The 15946-nt window shown below is 71.0% G+C and carries 17 protein-coding genes; 7 read left to right on the top strand and 10 right to left on the bottom strand.

Going from position 1 to position 15946, the window contains the following annotated elements:
- Nucleotides 1-7: 7 nt before the first annotated feature.
- Entirely contained in the window at nt 8-484 is a 477-nt protein-coding gene (locus AB0I04_RS11660; protein WP_360882299.1) for a tRNA adenosine deaminase-associated protein, read from the bottom strand.
- An 86-nt stretch (nt 485-570) separates the two neighbouring features.
- Nucleotides 571-759, bottom strand: coding sequence for a hypothetical protein (locus tag AB0I04_RS11655; protein WP_360882297.1), 189 nt, complete (start codon nt 757-759; stop codon nt 571-573).
- A gap of 32 nt (nt 760-791) precedes the next feature.
- Between AB0I04_RS11655 and upp the strand changes: the two genes are divergently transcribed.
- From upp to AB0I04_RS11640, 3 genes are all read left to right on the top strand, one after another.
- Nucleotides 792-1430 carry a uracil phosphoribosyltransferase gene (gene upp, locus AB0I04_RS11650; RefSeq protein WP_360882295.1) on the top strand — a complete coding sequence of 213 codons (639 nt, stop codon included), beginning with the start codon at nt 792-794 and terminating at the stop codon, nt 1428-1430.
- A gap of 288 nt (nt 1431-1718) precedes the next feature.
- Complete coding sequence (locus AB0I04_RS11645; protein WP_360882293.1) at nt 1719-2246, top strand: PH domain-containing protein; 528 nt, start codon at nt 1719-1721, stop codon at nt 2244-2246.
- A gap of 133 nt (nt 2247-2379) precedes the next feature.
- A complete protein-coding gene (locus AB0I04_RS11640; protein ID WP_360882291.1) occupies nt 2380-3711 on the top strand; it encodes a helix-turn-helix domain-containing protein in 1332 nt (443 codons plus the stop codon).
- 194 nt (nt 3712-3905) lie between these two features.
- Here AB0I04_RS11640 and AB0I04_RS11635 read toward each other — a convergent pair whose 3' ends face one another.
- A complete protein-coding gene (locus AB0I04_RS11635) occupies nt 3906-4739 on the bottom strand; it encodes a DMT family transporter (RefSeq protein WP_360882289.1) in 834 nt (277 codons plus the stop codon).
- A complete protein-coding gene (locus AB0I04_RS11630; protein WP_360882287.1) occupies nt 4736-5383 on the bottom strand; it encodes a phenylalanine--tRNA ligase beta subunit-related protein in 648 nt (215 codons plus the stop codon). The genes AB0I04_RS11635 and AB0I04_RS11630 overlap by 4 nt, the downstream gene beginning before the upstream one ends.
- A gap of 76 nt (nt 5384-5459) precedes the next feature.
- Between AB0I04_RS11630 and AB0I04_RS11625 the strand changes: the two genes are divergently transcribed.
- The 3 genes from AB0I04_RS11625 (at nt 5460) to AB0I04_RS11615 (ending at nt 7736) form a co-directional block, all read left to right on the top strand.
- Nucleotides 5460-6017: an XRE family transcriptional regulator gene (locus AB0I04_RS11625; protein ID WP_360882285.1), complete on the top strand. Its 558-nt coding sequence runs from the start codon at nt 5460-5462 to the stop codon at nt 6015-6017.
- A gap of 109 nt (nt 6018-6126) precedes the next feature.
- Entirely contained in the window at nt 6127-6492 is a 366-nt protein-coding gene (locus AB0I04_RS11620; RefSeq protein WP_360882283.1) for a nuclear transport factor 2 family protein, read from the top strand.
- A 305-nt stretch (nt 6493-6797) separates the two neighbouring features.
- On the top strand, nt 6798-7736 hold the full coding sequence (locus tag AB0I04_RS11615) for an NAD-dependent epimerase/dehydratase family protein (protein WP_360882282.1): 939 nt from the start codon (nt 6798-6800) through the stop codon (nt 7734-7736).
- Nucleotides 7737-7797: 61 nt separating this feature from the next.
- On the opposite strand, the gene AB0I04_RS11610 is transcribed toward AB0I04_RS11615, so the two are convergent.
- Nucleotides 7798-9330, bottom strand: coding sequence for a GNAT family N-acetyltransferase (locus AB0I04_RS11610; protein WP_360882280.1), 1533 nt, complete (start codon nt 9328-9330; stop codon nt 7798-7800).
- Nucleotides 9331-9532: 202 nt separating this feature from the next.
- Between AB0I04_RS11610 and AB0I04_RS11605 the strand changes: the two genes are divergently transcribed.
- Entirely contained in the window at nt 9533-10135 is a 603-nt protein-coding gene (locus AB0I04_RS11605) for a DsbA family protein (RefSeq protein WP_360882415.1), read from the top strand.
- Nucleotides 10136-10170: 35 nt separating this feature from the next.
- On the opposite strand, the gene AB0I04_RS11600 is transcribed toward AB0I04_RS11605, so the two are convergent.
- From AB0I04_RS11600 to AB0I04_RS11580, 5 genes are all read right to left on the bottom strand, one after another.
- Nucleotides 10171-12093, bottom strand: a complete 1923-nt coding sequence (locus AB0I04_RS11600; protein ID WP_360882278.1) for a translation factor GTPase family protein — start codon at nt 12091-12093, stop codon at nt 10171-10173.
- Nucleotides 12094-12332: 239 nt separating this feature from the next.
- On the bottom strand, nt 12333-13091 hold the full coding sequence (locus AB0I04_RS11595) for a MerR family transcriptional regulator (protein WP_360882276.1): 759 nt from the start codon (nt 13089-13091) through the stop codon (nt 12333-12335).
- A 110-nt stretch (nt 13092-13201) separates the two neighbouring features.
- Nucleotides 13202-13597, bottom strand: a complete 396-nt coding sequence (locus tag AB0I04_RS11590; protein ID WP_360882274.1) for a nuclear transport factor 2 family protein — start codon at nt 13595-13597, stop codon at nt 13202-13204.
- Between the two features lie 320 nt (nt 13598-13917).
- Nucleotides 13918-15117, bottom strand: coding sequence for an ATP-binding protein (locus AB0I04_RS11585; RefSeq protein ID WP_360882272.1), 1200 nt, complete (start codon nt 15115-15117; stop codon nt 13918-13920).
- Nucleotides 15118-15287: 170 nt separating this feature from the next.
- Nucleotides 15288-15938, bottom strand: a complete 651-nt coding sequence (locus AB0I04_RS11580) for a hypothetical protein (protein WP_360882270.1) — start codon at nt 15936-15938, stop codon at nt 15288-15290.
- Nucleotides 15939-15946 lie beyond the last annotated feature (8 nt).

Here is a 15946-nt window from a genome sequence, read left to right as displayed (position 1 = left end):
CCCGGGGTCACCCGATCGCACGCTCGAAGGCGGCGCCGAATCCGAGCCGTTTGGCGATGCTCGCCAGCATCTCGTCGGGGTAGAGGTCGAGGTCGCCGGACAGGGCGCCTAGCTCCATCTCGTCGAGGCCGAGGTCCGCGAAGATCGACATGTCTCCGGCGGGAAGCACCTGGTCGAGCTCCTCGTCGTCGGGGATGTCGAGTTCGAGGTACTCGACGATCTGCCGGGCCAGCACCCAGTCGACGGACGCGGTGACGTCCGAGAGGAAGACCAGGACCTCGTCGGCGAGCATCCGGAGGGCCACGAAGAAGTCGTCGCCGACCGCGACCAACCCGATCGTGCCCCCGATGCTGGGCTGCTGTCGTAGGGCGTGGATCAGCCCTTCGAGGTCTTCTGTCAGTGCGATGGGAAGCTGTTCTACTTCCCACGCGTCGTCTTCGCGATAGACCACGACAGCGAAGTCCGTCGTGTCCAGTTCAGTCATCTTCACCCCAGCCGCGCGCGTCCGCCTCGGGCATCTTGGCAGATGCGGAGCCCAAAGATTCGCGGCACTGGAAAACCCGGGTTCGGTCAGTTGGCTCGGAAGGTGCGCATGCGGACTGCCTCACGGACCCGTTCTCGGCGTGATCGGCGGGGGGACACGCGTTTCCGGAGCTCCCGTGCCTCGGCCAACTCCCGGAGGAAGACCGCTCTGCGGCGCAGCCGCTCGCGGACCTCCTCGGGGCTCATCCCTTCGCTCATGGCCGGTACGTTCCCCATGCTCAGGCATCCATTCGGATACCGTTCGGGATATGAAGACCCTCGTCGTCGATCACCCCCTCGTCGCGCACAAGCTCACGACGCTCCGCGACGCGACCACCGACTCGCCCACGTTCCGCCGCCTCGCCGACGAGCTTGTGACCCTGCTCGCGTACGAGGCGACCCGTGACGTTCGTGTCGCTCCTGTGACGGTCGACACACCCGTCGCGCCGGCCGAAGGCGTACGGCTGACGCGGCCGCAGCCCCTGGTGGTGCCGATCCTGCGCGCGGGGCTCGGGATGCTCGACGGGATGACCCGGCTGCTGCCGACGGCCGAGGTCGGGTTCCTCGGCATGGTGCGGGACGAGGGCACGCTGAAGGCGACGACGTACGCGACGCGGCTGCCGGACGACCTGTCGGGCCGCCAGTGTTACGTCCTGGACCCGATGCTGGCCACGGGCGGCACGCTCGCCGCGGCGATCCAGCTGCTCATGGACCGGGGCGCCGACGACGTCACCGCCATCTGCCTGCTCGCCGCGCCCGAGGGCCTCTCCCACATGGAGGAGAAGCTCGCGGACTGCAAGGTGCCGGTCCGGATCGTCACCGCCGCGGTCGACTCGCACCTGAATGAGAACGGCTTCATCGTCCCCGGCCTCGGCGACGCGGGCGACCGCCTGTACGGCGTCGTCTAGCGCGCAGCCCCGGCGCGCGCGCCCGTGCCCCGACGCGATCCGGTGCCGTCGGCGCATCCGTTCGCGCGGCTCTTTGCGGCTGGATCGTCGCCTGGTGTACAAATTAAATGGGTCAGTGGGTCGGCCTTCGGGAGGCGGGGTTTCCTTGAAGAAGTACCTCACTCGGGCGGACGGGGCCTTGACGCCCGTGTCGTTGGGGAAGTCCCACGGCACGAGACCCATCGCCCGTCACGCGTCCGGCGGTCTGGCTCCGGCGAGCGATTCGCCCTCTGAATTCGTGACCGCGCTATGAGGCTGGTCACTCCCGGCGATTCGGCGCCGGCATCGATTCACCGATACCTCCTGCCGCACGAGCACCAAGTGATCACTGTCCGGCGCCATCCGGCGGTGCTCATGACCCCGATCGGCTTCGTGCTCGGCGGCCTCATCGTCGCCGGGGTGCTGAGCAACCTGCTGGCCAAGCAGGGCGGATCGGTCGTCAGCTGGATCTGGTGGGCCTGGCTGATCCTGCTCGCGTGGTTCGTGTGGAAGGTCGCGGAGTGGTCCGTTGACTACTTCGTCATAACGAACCAGCGCATGCTCCTGACCACGGGCCTGCTGACCCGTAAGGTGGCGATGATGCCGCTGTCGAAGGTCACGGACATGAGCTTCCAGCGGTCCATCACCGGGCGGATGCTCGGCTACGGAGAGTTCGTTCTCGAGTCTGCAGGTCAGGACCAGGCGTTCCGCGTCGTCAGCTTCCTCCCCTACCCCGAACAGCTCTACCTCGAGGTCTGCAGCATGATCTTTCCGAGCAAGGACGACGCTGACGACTGATTCGACCCACGTCTTGACCAAAACTTCTCCACGTTGTCCGTGTCGTTTGGGTTACTCTCCATGTGTGAGGTAGTGCACCCTACGAACAAGACGTAACCCATTCCGGGTGAAACCCTTCGGTAAGTGAGTCGAGATGCCGGGTCAAGGAAGCGTCGGTGAGCGAGTCCGTAACCTACGTCTGAGTAAACATCTGTCTCAGGCGCAGCTGGCGGGGACGGAGCTGTCCGACAGTTACATCTCATTGATCGAGTCGGGGAAGCGAACCCCGACGCCCGCAGTTGTCCGGCTACTCGCGAGCCGACTGGGCTGCCTGCCGGAGTACCTGTCCGAAGGCATCGAGCCGGAAGAGCGCCTGCATCTCCAGGTCCGCGTCCGCCACGCGGAGCTCGCTCTGCTGGCCGGCGACGCCGATCAGGCGCTCAGTATGTTCGGCGACATCCTCTCCGCGGTCGACAACGACCCCGACCTGGCCAAGCGAGCCCGGTGGGGGCAGGCCCGCGCGCTGGAGGCCCGCGGCGACGGCGAAGAGGCCATCAGGGCGCTCGAGGAGCTCCGTGAGGAGGCCGGGAGGGACCGCGGCCGGGCGGGATGGCTGCCCGTCATCGTCGTCCTCGCCCGCTGTTACCGCGCCGCCGGCGACCTCGGCCGTACGATCGCGCTCGGCGAGTCCGCGCTGGAGCGCTTGGCCGAGCTCGGCCTACTCGGCGGCGAGGAGGCCGCGGAGGTCGGACGTACCCTCATCAGCACCTACCTCGATCGCGGCGACGCCGCGCAGGCACGGACGCTCGCCGAGCGTCTCCTCGCCGCGTCCGAGCTGGACCCCACCGTCATGATCACGGCCTACCGGAAGGCCAGCCGGCGGGCGCTCGAGGAAGGCGCGGGCGGAGAGTCCCTCTACCTCGCCGACCAGGCGCTCGCGCTGCACGCGGGTGACACGCTGACGACCGCGCAGGCACGCCTCCGCGTCGCGTCGGCGCGCAGCCTGCTGCCCGGCGACGCGTCGCCGGAGGCCGCGAACAAGGCCCTGGAGCTCCTGCACGCGGCGGAGCAGGCGCTGAGCGGCGCCGACGCGGCCGAGTGCCTCATCGAGACGGCGCGTTCGAAGATGGTGCTCGGGGAGCCCGACGCCGCGGTGACGATCGCCCAGCGGGTCCTGACCGAGCTCGCCTCCCACCCCGGCGGCTCGGTCACCGTCATCCGGGCCCGGCTCATGCTCGCCCAGGCACTCGTGGCCACCGGGAAGCACGAGGAGGCGCTGACCGCGCTCCGCGCGACCGGCGGCGAACTCGACGCGCTCCCCCCGTCGCGGGCGACCGCGCGGGTCTGGCGGGAGCTGGGCGACCTGTTCGGCGCCGCGGGAGACACCGAGGCGATGATGGAGGCCTACCGGAAGGCCCTCGAATCCGCCGGCCTCCGGTCGACCCCTCAGCACTCGAACGCCGTCGCCAACCTCAGCAGCCACTGACCCGTACCCGTCGGGCCGGTCCCGACGGGTCGTACGCCGAAGACGGCCGGGCCGCGCATCCGCGCCGCCCGGCCGTCTCGTTCGGTCATGACGATCCACGGCATTACGGCGGCGTACGCTCCTGTCCGCCGCGGCGGTCGATGGCACCCGCGCCGACCGACGCCTTCCGCAGCGCTCCGCCCCGGCCGGCCGTCTCAGCCGGTCGTGACGAGAGTGACGCCGACGACCGCGATGGCGAGGCCGAGGCGCTGGACCGGCCGCAGCCGTTCGCCGTACACCAGGCGGGCCAGCAGCACGGTGCTGGCCGGGTAGAGCGAGCTGAGCACCCCGGCGATGCTCAGCGCACCCGCCCGCGCGGCGAAGACGTACAGCGCGTTGCCGAGCATGTCGAGGACGCCGGCGAGCAGCGCGATGCCGAGGGTGCCGCGGTTCCTGAGCAGTGGAAGGGGGCCACGACGCGCCAGGACGGCCACGACGACCACCACCCCGAGACCGGCCGCCTTGGACGCCGCCAGCGGCCACAGGGTGCCGTCGTCGCCCAAGTGGATGATCACGAAGAACAGGCCGAAAGATGTACCCGCGATCACCGCCAGGACGGGGCCGCCCGTCAGCCGGACCGGCCCGCCGCCCCGCTCAATGCTGACGAAGCAGACGGCCAGGAGGCACAGGACGATCCCGGCGATCGCCGTCAGGCTCAGCCGGTCGCCGCGCGCGATGCCGACGACCGCGGGCACGACGGCGGCCAGCAGCCCGGACACCGGGGCGACCACGCTCATCGGGCCCATGGCGAGGGCCCGGTAGAAGACGAGCAGCCCGGCTCCCCCGGCGATGCCGGAGAGGGCGCCCCAGCCGAGCGCGGACGCGTGCGACGGACCGCCGAACACCGCCACCCCGAGCAGCAGGAGCAGCCCGGCGGGGAGGCTGACCAGCAGGACGCGAAGGTCGTCGATCCGCCGCGAGGCCGCACCGCCGCAGAAGTCGCCGGCGCCGAAGGCGATCGCGGAGGCCAGGGCGAGTGCGATGATCACGGTTCGATCAGGCGCGTACGGACGACGGCGCCCGGGGAGATCTCGGTGAGCAGGCCGCTCAGCGCTGCACCTGCGGCGGCCAGCAGGTCCATCGGGTACGGCTCCAGCCGTTCCAGGATGAACAGGGCGTTCTTGGTGTCCTCGGTGATGCGGGTGCGGGTGCACTGGCGCCAGTTCCAGCGACGGCAGGTCACGCCCGTGTCGTCGCGCCAGATCACCTCGCCGGGGTCCGGGTGCTCGACGACCGCCTCGCCGTTCTTGACCGTGTCGAAGGGCTCGTCCCCGGTGGCGCGGACCAACCGGGCCGGACCGGCGTACGCGTCGAGGTCCTCGCCGCCGATCGGCAGCTCGAACCGGACGCTGATCGTGTTGTAGGCGTCCACGACACGGTTGATCTCCGGCAGGTCGCCACGGCGCAGGAGTGCGTCCACCGACGGCCGGGCACGCTTGGGGTTGACGCCGAACCCGCGGTACGCCTCCCGCCAGGCCTCGACGTGGCCGCCGTCGGCGCCTTCGGCCCCGGCGGTGTCGACGACGCGACCGTCCGACGGGCCGTTCGCCAGCCCTTCCGCGGTCATGAGCAGCACCGCGAAATCAGGACGCAAGGCGCGGATCGCATCATCGATGACGATCTGCTCGAGCATGGACTCATCCTCTCGAATCATCGGTCGGTTCAGCATACCGGGCGGTTCAATGGAATGACCATCTAGGGTGTCCTGCGTGACGGACAAGGTCGGCGACGCGGTCGCCCGCACCGTACGCTCCCTGCGCGCGGCGCACGGTTGGAGCCTCGATCAGCTCGCCGCGCGGGCAGGGGTCAGCAAGGGCGTCCTGGTCGCGCTCGAACAGGCCCGGGGCAACCCCAACCTCGGCACCCTGATCCGCGTGTCGGAGGCCCTCGGAGTGCCCCTCACGCGGCTCGTGCAGGTCGAGGAGGAGCCGCCGATCCAGTTCTTCCCCGCCGAGCGTCACGTCGTCCTGTGGCACGGGGCGTCCGGCGGCACCGGCACGCTCCTGGCCGGCAGCGATCCCCGCCCGTCCATCGAGCTGTGGCGGTGGGTCCTGCACCCGGGCGAGTGCCGTGACAGCGAGGCGCACACGCCCGGCACGCGGGAGGTCGTCACCGTGGACTCCGGATGCCTGAGCCTCACCGTCGACGGCAGCCGTACCGAGATCGGGGCCGGCGACGCGGCCGTCTTCCACGGCGACCGACCGCACTCGTACGCGAACGAGGGGGATGAGGACGTGCACTTCGTCCTCGCCGTCATGGACCTGTGACCAGGCCGCGCGCCGCGCGCACCGACCGAGCTCTGATTACCTCGCACGTAATCGATCTTCCGCTCGCGCTCCGGCATCTTTGAGGCATCGGATCTCAGAGAGGAACACCATGAGCGACATCAACGAGCTGGTCGGCCGCTACATCGACACCTGGAACGAGAAGGACCCCGCCGCCCGCCGCGCCGCGGTCGAGGCACTGTGGACCGAGGACGGCACCTACCTGGACCCGCTGGCCGACGTGGCCGGGCACGAGGCCATCGACGCGGTCATCGGTGCCGTGCAGGCCCAGTTCCCCGACTTCGTCTTCCGGCCCGGCCCGGCGGTCGACGCCCACCACAACCTCGCCAGGTTCACCTGGGAGCTCGGCCCGGCCGACGCCGAGGCGATCGTCATCGGGTTCGACGTGGTGGTCCTCGCCGAAGACGGCCGGATCCAGAACGTCCACGGCTTCCTCGACAAGGTGCCCGCCGCCTGACCGGGGCAACCGACACCGTGCCCCGGCGGCCCGCGCCACGCCACGGCTCGATCCCGAGCCGGCGCGCGGGCCACCGCGGATCGGTGCCCGGCCGCCTGTGTATCGCCTTCGGTCGATGCCGAAGCGGCGGGTCGCGCCCCTCGATACCGAGCCGGCGTGGGTCGTGGCCGATCGGGACCGCGACTGCCCACGCCGCGCCACCGGCCGGCGCGCGGGTATCGCCGCCGGCCGGTGTGGAAGTGCGTATCCACATTCGCCGTCGGTCGATGCCGGGGCTGTGTGCGGATCGCCTACGCTTGCGGAACATGCGCATCCTCGTGACCGGCGGCGCCGGCTTCATCGGCTCTCATCTGACGGACGTCTTCCTCGACAACGGCGACGAGGTCACGGTGCTCGACGACCTGTCCCGTGGCCGGCCGGGGCGCCTCGACCCCTCCGTCGTCGTCCACAAGGCGAGCATCACGGACGCGGCCGCCCTGCGCTCGATCGTCGAGCGCGTACGGCCGGAGCTGATCTGCCATCTGGCCGCGCAGATCGACGTACGGGTGTCGGTGGACGCCCCCGCCGACGACGCGGTCGTCAACGTCGTCGGCACGGTCAACGTGCTGGAGGCCGCCCGCGCGGTCGGCGCCCGGGTGCTGTTCGCCAGCACCGGAGGCGCGATCTACGGGGTGGACGCGCCGATACCGACGCCCGAGGACGTGCTGCCCGGGCCGGAGGCGCCGTACGGCACGGCGAAGTACTGCGCCGAGCAGTACCTAGGCCTTTACAACCGGCTGTACGGCACGCGGCACGCGGCGCTTCGGCTCGCCAACGTCTACGGCCCGCGCCAGGACCCCGCCGGTGAGGCGGGCGTGGTCGGCATCTTCTGCGGGCGCGCCGTCCGGGGGGAGCGGCCGACGGTGTTCGGCGACGGCAACCAGACGCGCGACTACGTGTACGTCAAGGATGTCGCAAGGGCCTTCCTCGCCGCCGCCCAGACCGACCAGCCGGGCATGTGGAACATCGGGACCGGCCACGAGACGAGCGTCCGGGAGCTGATCGACCTGCTCGGCCAGGCGGCCGGTCGTGACCTGGACCCGGAGTTCGCGCCGGCCCGCGCCGGCGAGCTGCAGCGCAGCGCCCTGGCCGTCGACGCCGCCGAGCGGGACCTCGGCTGGACACCGCGTACGACGGTCGCCGAGGGCGTCGAGGCGGTCTACCGCTGGGTGGAGTCCGGCTCGCCCGACCGCGCCGGCCGCTGACGGCCGGGCAGTCCGCCCCGGGCCCGCTCTCGGGGGCGCTCCTCTCGCCAGGTCGCTCCGGTCAGGGGGCGATCCGGTAGTGGTAGGCGTATGACGGGGTGAAGCCGACGTTTTGGTAGAGCCGCCAGGCGGCGTCGTTGTCCGTCTCGACCTGGAGGTAGAGCCGGTCCGCGCGCTGGCGGGCGGCCCACCGGGCGCCGGCGCCCAGGACGGCGGTGCCGACGCCCTGCCGCCGAAGGTCCGGGCGGGTGGCCATGCAGAAGGCGCCCGCCCACCCCGCGTCGGCTACGAACAGCCCCATCCCGACGGCCTTGCCGTTCCGCGTCACGCTCGCGAACCCGGTGGGCCGCGCGATCCGGGAGATCACCTTCTCCCCGACCGCGGTCGTGTCGGCGTGGTCGTCCAACTCGGCGAAGACCCGCAGTGGACGCTCCAGGTCCTCGTCGAGGTCGACGGACGGCGTCTCCGCGCCGGCCGTGGCCGCGACGACCTCCTCGGTGAACGCCGTCAGTACCGTCGTCGGCGCCTCCCGGCGATAGCCTCGGCGGTCCAGGAGAGCGTCGAGGTCGCCGAGGGCGTCGGGGATCTGGACGATCACCGGCCGGTCGCGGTCCCGGTAGAACCTCTCAACGTCGCCGATCGTCGCCTCGCCGCCCGACGGCGGCGGCACCGCGGAGTTCGAGCGGCGGCGTCCGACGTCCGGGGTGTGCCGTAGCAGCCAGCCCTCGTGTTCGTCGGTGAACTCCGCCGGCCAGGCGGCGCGGGCCCGGGATTCGACCACCGCGGCGACCGACGAGCGGCACGCGTCCGCGATAGGACGGATCAGGTCGGCGAGGAGGTCCTGATCCTCGGGCCGCGCGGGCTCGTACTCGGTGATGCCGAGTCCGGCCACCTCGAACCGCCGTGCGAGGGCGGTCACCATCGCGAGCAGCCGGTCCGGGGTCAGCCCCTGTGGGGTGGGCACGCCGACGGAGCGGAACACCTCCGGGTCGAGGACGTCGAGGTCGATGTGGACGTACACGGCGGACGCGTCGCCGACCGCCTCGACGAGGGCTTCCGGGTCGCCGACGGTCGGGATGCCGGCGGCGGCCGCGTAGTCGCGCTCGGCCGGGTCGAGGTCCCGTACCCCGGCGAGCACGACCTGGCGGGGTTTCAGGGGCCGGTCGGGCACCAGATCCGCGGGCCCCTCGCCGAGCAGCGTGCGCAGCACCATGCCGTGGAACGCGCCGGACGGCGAGGACTCCGGTGTGTTGAGGTCGCCGTGCGCGTCGAACCACACGACGGCGAGCCGGTCTCCGTACCGGCGCGCCGCGGCGGCGATCGGCTCGAGTTCGACACCGCAGTCGCCGCCGAGCGTGACGGTGAACCGGCCATCGGCGCGTTCCAATGCGGCGCGTGTCCGCTGGGCGTTGGCCGCCAGCGCCCGGCGGCCGTCGTCGCTCGCGACATCGACGCACACCCGGTCGGCGGCGGGGACGAGGTCGCCGAGGAGGCGGGCTCCGGCGCGTAGGCGATGGGCGGTCGCCGAGGACGATCCCTGCCACTGCGGCACCTCGACGACCGTCACGTCAGGCCGAATCGGCTCGTTTCCCATCGGGGCTCTCCCGGAACGTCGTCGGGCACCTCCCGCGAGCGCAGCAGGTCCTCGGTCATCCTACGAAGCCGGTCGATCCACCGGTCGACCCGCCTTCCCCGACCCGGCCGGCTCCAGGCCATTGGCCCAATCAGTATGTAGCACATTGGTCCTTACGCCCGGCCATTCTGCTTCCTAGTCTGACCGCGTGATCAGTGCTGACATGTGGTTCGACCCCAAATGCCCGTGGGCGTGGATCGCCTCCCGCTGGCTCCTCGAGGTGGAGAAGGTGCGCGACGTCCAGGTGCGCTTCCACGTCATGAGCCTGGCGATGCTGAACGACGGCCGTGAAGGCCTGGAGGACTGGTACGTCGAGTGGCTGCGCGACGCGCGGGGACCCGTGCGCGTCGCCATCGCGGCCGAGCGGAAGTACGGAAACGAGGTGCTGCGCGACCTCTACACGGCGCTCGGCACCCGGATCCATCACGACAAGGCGCCCATCGGGCGGGCCCTCTACCTGGACGCGCTGGCCGAGGTGGGGCTGCCGGCGGAACTCGCCGACGCGGCCGACGTGACCGACCATGACGAGGCCCTCCGGGAGAGCCAGCACGCGGGTCTGGACCCGGTCGGGGAGGACCTGGGCACGCCGGCGATCCATGTCCCAGGGCCGGACGGTGAGCGGATCGCGTTCTTCGGCCCGGTCGTCAGCCCCATTCCCCGTGGCGAGGCGGCCGGCCGACTCTGGGACGGCGTGCTGCTGGTGGCGGGCACGGACGGCTTCTTCGAGCTCAAACGCGCCCGGACCCGCCGACCGATCACCCGGTGACCACGGCGTCCTCGCCCGGATCGGTCCGCGTGGGGTCACGGTCGGCGTGGCGGGGTTCCCTCGACGCGGCGGTGGCCGGCGAACTCCGTCAGGAACACCCCTTCCCCACGCGTCTGCCCCGGCAGCCGCCGCCCGAACTCGTGCACTCGCCCGAGCGGGATCACGCCCGTCACGTACGCGGTGTCGCGCCGTACGGCCATGTCGTCGGGCGTCCCGCCGACCTCGGTGAGAGTGCCCAGCACCCCGCTGACCAGGTCGGCCGGCACCTCCAGCTCGAAACGGCCCACCGGCTCGCACACGTAGGTCCCGGCCTGGCGCAGCGCCCGCTCCAGTAGCCGGGGCGTCAGCGTCCGGAAGTCGCCGGCGGTCGTGACCGGGCTCTCGTAGCCCGAGTGCGTCAGGGTGACCGCGCAGTCCGTGACCTCCCAGCCGTACGGCCCGCGGCGGAGGGCGGCGTGCACGCTGTCCTCGATGGCCGCGTGGAACGCGGCGGGCAGCGACCCGGCCTCGACCTCCAGCCCGTACCGCACGCCCGTCCCCGCCTCGGCGGGCTCGATCCGGAAGCCGGCGGTCGCGCACACCTCGTGGTCGCCGTGCCGGTCGATCTCGTGGAACGCCGCGCCGACGTCGGCGGGCCGCTCGATGTGGACGGTCCGCGTGGCGTCGAAGGTGACGGCGATGCCCGCCTCCTCTTCCAGCCGCGCCTGGAGCACCTCTTTCTGCACCTCGCCGTACAGCAGCACGGAGATCTCGTCGCCGACGCGGACGTTGATCAGCGGGTCCTGCTCGGCCAGCCGCAGGAGCGCGCCGTGGAGCAGCGGAGCGTCGGCCGGGCGCACGCTCCGTACGACGGTCTCCAGGGTCGGGGGCGCGAAGTGCGGTTCATCCGGCCCGTCGGCGGGCGCGCCGATCCGGTCGCCGATCCGGTCGCCGATCCGGACGTCCTTGAGGCCCCAGAGCTTCACGATGTCGCCCGCCCCCGCCTGGCGAGCCGGTGCCGCGCCGCCCCGATCGAAGACCTCGAGAGCGGTGATCTTCTCGCGGTGCTCCTGCCACGCGGTGGGCCCGCCGGTACGCCGGTGGAGAGTGAGGTGCTCCCGTACGGCGACGGTCCCGGAGCGCAGTCGCGCGTACGCCGCCTTCCGGCCGGAGGCGTCACGCTCGATCGTGAACACCGTGCCGGAGAGGTCGTCGTCCCGGTTTCCGCCGGCCGGTGGAAGGAGCTCGCGGACGCCGCGGACGAGTTCGGCCACGCCCACGCCGGTCACGGCCGAACCGAAGAACACCGGGTGCGCCGCCGCCCGGCCGGTCTGCTCGACGAGCCGCCGCCGGCAGTCCTTCGCGTCGACCCGGCCGTCCGCGCGCACGTAGGCCGCCAGGAAGGAGTCGTCGCCCTCGGCCAGCACCTCCGTCACCTGGTCGAGGTGCCGCGGATCGTCGAGGGCGTACGGCCGGGTCGCCGCGTCCCGCGTGCCCAGGCCGGTGACCGTGCCCATCGCCACCGCGCCGGGGGCGAGCCTGCGGGTGATGTTCCGCAGCAGGTCGTCGTGGCGAGCGCCCACCCGGTCGATCTTGTTGACGAAGATCAGCGTGGGGATGCGCAGCCTGGCCAGCACGCGCATGAGGACCCTCGTCTGGACCTGCACGCCCTCCACCGCCGAGACGACCAGCACCGCGCCGTCCAGGACCCGTACCGCGCGTTCGACCTCGGAGACGAAGTCGGAGTGGCCGGGTGTGTCGATCAGGTTGACCTTCAGGTCGTCGATGGTGAACGAGACCACCGCCGACCGGATGGTGATCCCGCGTCGCCGCTCCAGCTCCAGGGAGTCGGTCTGCGTCGTGCCCCGGTCTACGCTGCCGAGCTCGTCGATGACGCCCGCGTGGAACAGCAGCCGCTCGGTGAGCGTCGTTTTGCCCGCGTCAACATGCGCGAGCACCCCGATGTTCAGGGAATTCATGAAGTGTCGTCCTCGATGCCGCCGAGTGATCCTCTGTCGTGATGACCTGTGACCACTGGCGCATCGCCGAGCCCCCATTCCTCGTACGGACGACGACGGCGTCCACGCGACGCCGATGCGGCCGGAGCCTAACAAGGGGCTCGCGAGGGGGCAGCTCATTTATTCGCGGCTCTCCCGAGCCGCCTCCCGGAGGATCTGCAGCTCCTCCGGGATACCGGCCGTCTCGGCCGGGGAGACCGTCAGCTCAGCCGGGCGCGGGCGTACGCGGCCATCGCGTCACGCTGGAACTCGGCCAGGCCTTCGGTGATGTTCTCGTAGTTGTCGCGGAACCGCGCGTCATCCACGTACATCTTCCCGAGACCCGTGTACGCGCAGGCGTCGGGCTGCCAGAACCGGCTGATCGACCGGTAGTGCCAGTCGACCTCGTCCAGGACCAACGGGTCGTCCGCCGCCGCACCGGCGACCTTCAGCTCGGCCATCCGGACCATGTGCGCGGTCATCTCCCGCTGCGCGGTCTCCATCTGCTCCGGCGTGAACCCGGCCGCGGCCTGGCGGCTCTGCTCGTACTGCTCCGGCCACCGCTCGCGGGCCTCGTCCTCGTACTGCGAGGGGTCGAACCCCGTGAAGAGGTTCTCCGGACGGTTGATCTTCGGTGCCATGATGTCACCTCCTCCTTCGAGTTCGGCGATGGTGCGGGCCACGGTGTCGGCGAGCGTGCCGAGCCGGTCGCGTTCGGCCAGCAGCCGGGTGTGGTGGCGGCGCAGCGCCGCGACCGTACTCGGCTCCGAGTCGATCGCCTCGGCGATGTCGGCCAGCCCGACGCCCAGCTCCCGTAGCACCAGGATCTGCTGGAGTCGCAGCAGTTGCTCGTCCTCGTAGTAGCGGTAGCCGTTGACTCCGACGTACGCGGGGGCGAGCAGACCGATCTCGTCGTAGTGCCGGAGCGTCCGCGAGGTCACCCCGGACATCCGAGCGACATGAGCGATCGACCAGGCCATGATCCGTCCCATTCACCGATGCGGCCGGGCTCTCCGGCCGCGTCTTCGACGATAGGAGTTGACGTAACGGCAAGGTCAACCGCGTGTGTCGCCGTCCACCGCGCTCAGGCTCAGGCCGGGGAGAACTCCCAGATCGGGTTGGCCGCCACGCGGGAGATCCGCCACCCGCCGGCGGTGCGGGCGGCCTCGAGCCGGTACCGCTCGCCGAGGATCCGCTGTCCCGTGGGTGCCGCGAAGACGACGAGGAGGTTGGCGTCGATGGCGGCACGGTCGCCGTCCACCTCGATGCGGGGGTTGGTGATGAAGTGCTGGGTCGCCACGTCGTCCGGGTGCGATCGGTGAGCCTGGGCGGCGAGGGCGTCGACGCCGTGCACCGTGCCGCCCAGGGTGTCCGCGCTCGCGTCCTCGGTGAAGATCGTGCGCGCCTCGTCGAATCGCTTCTCGTCCAGCCAGGTCCCGAGGCGGGTGACAAGCTCGACGAGCTCGGCAGAGTCGGACCGTTCCATGACATACCTCAATTCATTGGCCTGGCCAACATTGGTATTGCCAACGGTACCATCATTCATTGGAATGACCAACGGCTAGACTGCGCCCCATGACGGCCGACGAAACGACGCCCACGCTCCTGCGGCAGGCGCCCAGCCGGCTGCTCGGGCAGGCGTCGATCCACAGCGGCCGGCTGGTAGGTGAGTGACCGAGATCCAGGACGCCCTCCTCGCCCCTCTCTCGGCCCCGAACGCGAGCAGCTCACCGCCCTGCTGCGCCGGATCGTCGACCACCACACGGCCCGCCGCTGACGTCCCGCCTCACTCGACCCGAGCCGCGGTCATGCGGAACACGGAAGCGTGACGGACAGCGACGTCCCTTCCCCGACCGGACTCTCGACCTGGAGCGTTCCGCCGAGCACCTCGATTCGCTTCTTGAGAGCGGCGAGCCCGGACTCATCGTCTAGAGGGTGGGCGCCCCCGATACCGTCGTCGCTGATCGACAGCCGGATCCCCTCGCCGGCCCTGGTGAGATCGATGCGGACCGCGGAGGCGTGGGCGTGCTGGATCGCGTTCAGCAGCGCCTCCGCAACGATGTGATAAACGGTCATCTCGACCTGTTCGGCCAGGTCCTCACCGGACGGGACGTTGAGATCGACGGGCACTGGGCAGCGGCGGGTGAGCGCCTCGAGGGTGGCCGCCAATCCACCGTTCGCCGAGACCGCGGACCGCAGGTCCCTGGAGACCTGCCGAAGCCGACCGTCGATCTCCGACGCCTCCTCGGCGAACCGGGACAGACTTCGTCGGAGCTCCTCATCCGAGATTCCAGACTTCGCCTCCTGAAGCTGCACGGTGAGCGCCTCCAGACTCTGCTGTGGTCCATCGCTCAGATCGGCCGCGACGCGTTGGCGTACGGCGTCGGCGGCCGTGACCATGCCGGCGTGGCAGGCGATCAGCTCCGCGTGGGCGTCGGCCTCCGCGATCGCGCAGTTCAGCAGCTGCACGAACTCGCCCATACTCCGTTCGGCGTCATCGGGCGGCGAGTTGGTCTCCCGGTACAGCGTCGTGATCACTCCCCACAGCCGGTCCTCGACCGTGATGGGACCGGCCACACCGACTCCCAGGCCATGCGCCCTGGCCCAGGGACCGAAAGCACTCTCGCTGCAGGCCACGGTCAGACGCGCCGGCCATCGCGTCTCCACCACGATCCCCCCCAGCGTGCGCGGTGCGACGACCCAGCGGCCTCCGAAGGGGACGTCGAGCTCCGGGAGGTCGGGACTGTTCCACTTGGCGACCAGGGTGAGCGTCCGGTCTGCCCGGTAACGCGTGATCGTCGTATAGTCCGCCCCGAGCAGCCCGCCCATTTCGCCGGCTACCGCCGTGAAGACCGCCGACGGTGAGGCGCCTGCGGCCACCAGGGTCGCGACGCGCCGAAAGGCTCCCTCGCGTGCCACGATCCGCCGGAGCTCTTCATGATCTGGCTCCGGGGCGTACAGCCGATCCCAGATCATCCCCAGCTGTCGAAGCAGTCTCCTCGGCACGGCCATCATCCCCGGCGTGCAGCCTCCGCTGCCATGGTCCCTCCCGATCCGACCTGACCTGCGAATACGGGCTGGTCACCCAGCGTATAACCACGTCGACGGGGGACCGATGGCCGACCTCGCACCGGGCTCGACGCGTGATCGGGAAGATGCCGCCGAAGCATCTCTCGTCAGGGCATGGAGAGGGTGGCGATCGCCTGGCCGATGGTGGTTTGGTCGGCGTCCGGCAGCCATCTCGCGGCGTGGACCATGTGCAGCGCGGTCGTCAGGCGGACGCGGTCGGTGTCGGTGCCGAGGTCGCCCAGGTAGGCGGGCAGGATCAGGCCGAGTGCCTTGAGGTCGGCGCGGGCGCAGAGCCGGGTCAGCAGGTCCGGCAGGAGGTCGTCGGCGGGGCGGTGCTCCAGGCCGCCGGTCGAGCGTAGGCCCTCGGCGATCGCGAATCGGTTCCAGTCGCCGTACTGGCCCTGAGGCGCGTCGTCGACGCACGCGGCGGCGAGGAGGAAGTGTTCGCGTGCCTTGGTGAGGTCGCCGAGGTCGCGGTACGCCGTTCCCAGGTTGATGTGCAGGGACGGGTAGAAGCCGCGGACGCGTTCGTCGCCGACCTTGTCCGCGCGGGCGAGGCATTCCCGGTTCCAGTGGAGCGTGTCCTCGGGGGTCGGCTGGTGCCGGGCGAGGTAGTGCGCGGCGACGCAGGCCTCGTAGTCGTCGGTGGCCGTCTCCCAGGCCTTCTCGAAGAGGTCGTGGGCGTCGGCGGCTCTGCCGTCGGCCTCCGCGCGCATGCCTTCCGCGCACAGCCGTACGACCGGATTGTCCGGGTTCATGGTTCTCC

The organism is Actinoallomurus sp. NPDC050550 (assembly GCF_040655075.1).
In the GTDB taxonomy this organism is placed as follows: Bacteria; Actinomycetota; Actinomycetes; order Streptosporangiales; family Streptosporangiaceae; genus Actinoallomurus.
This window is presented reverse-complemented; position numbering and strand designations above follow the sequence as displayed.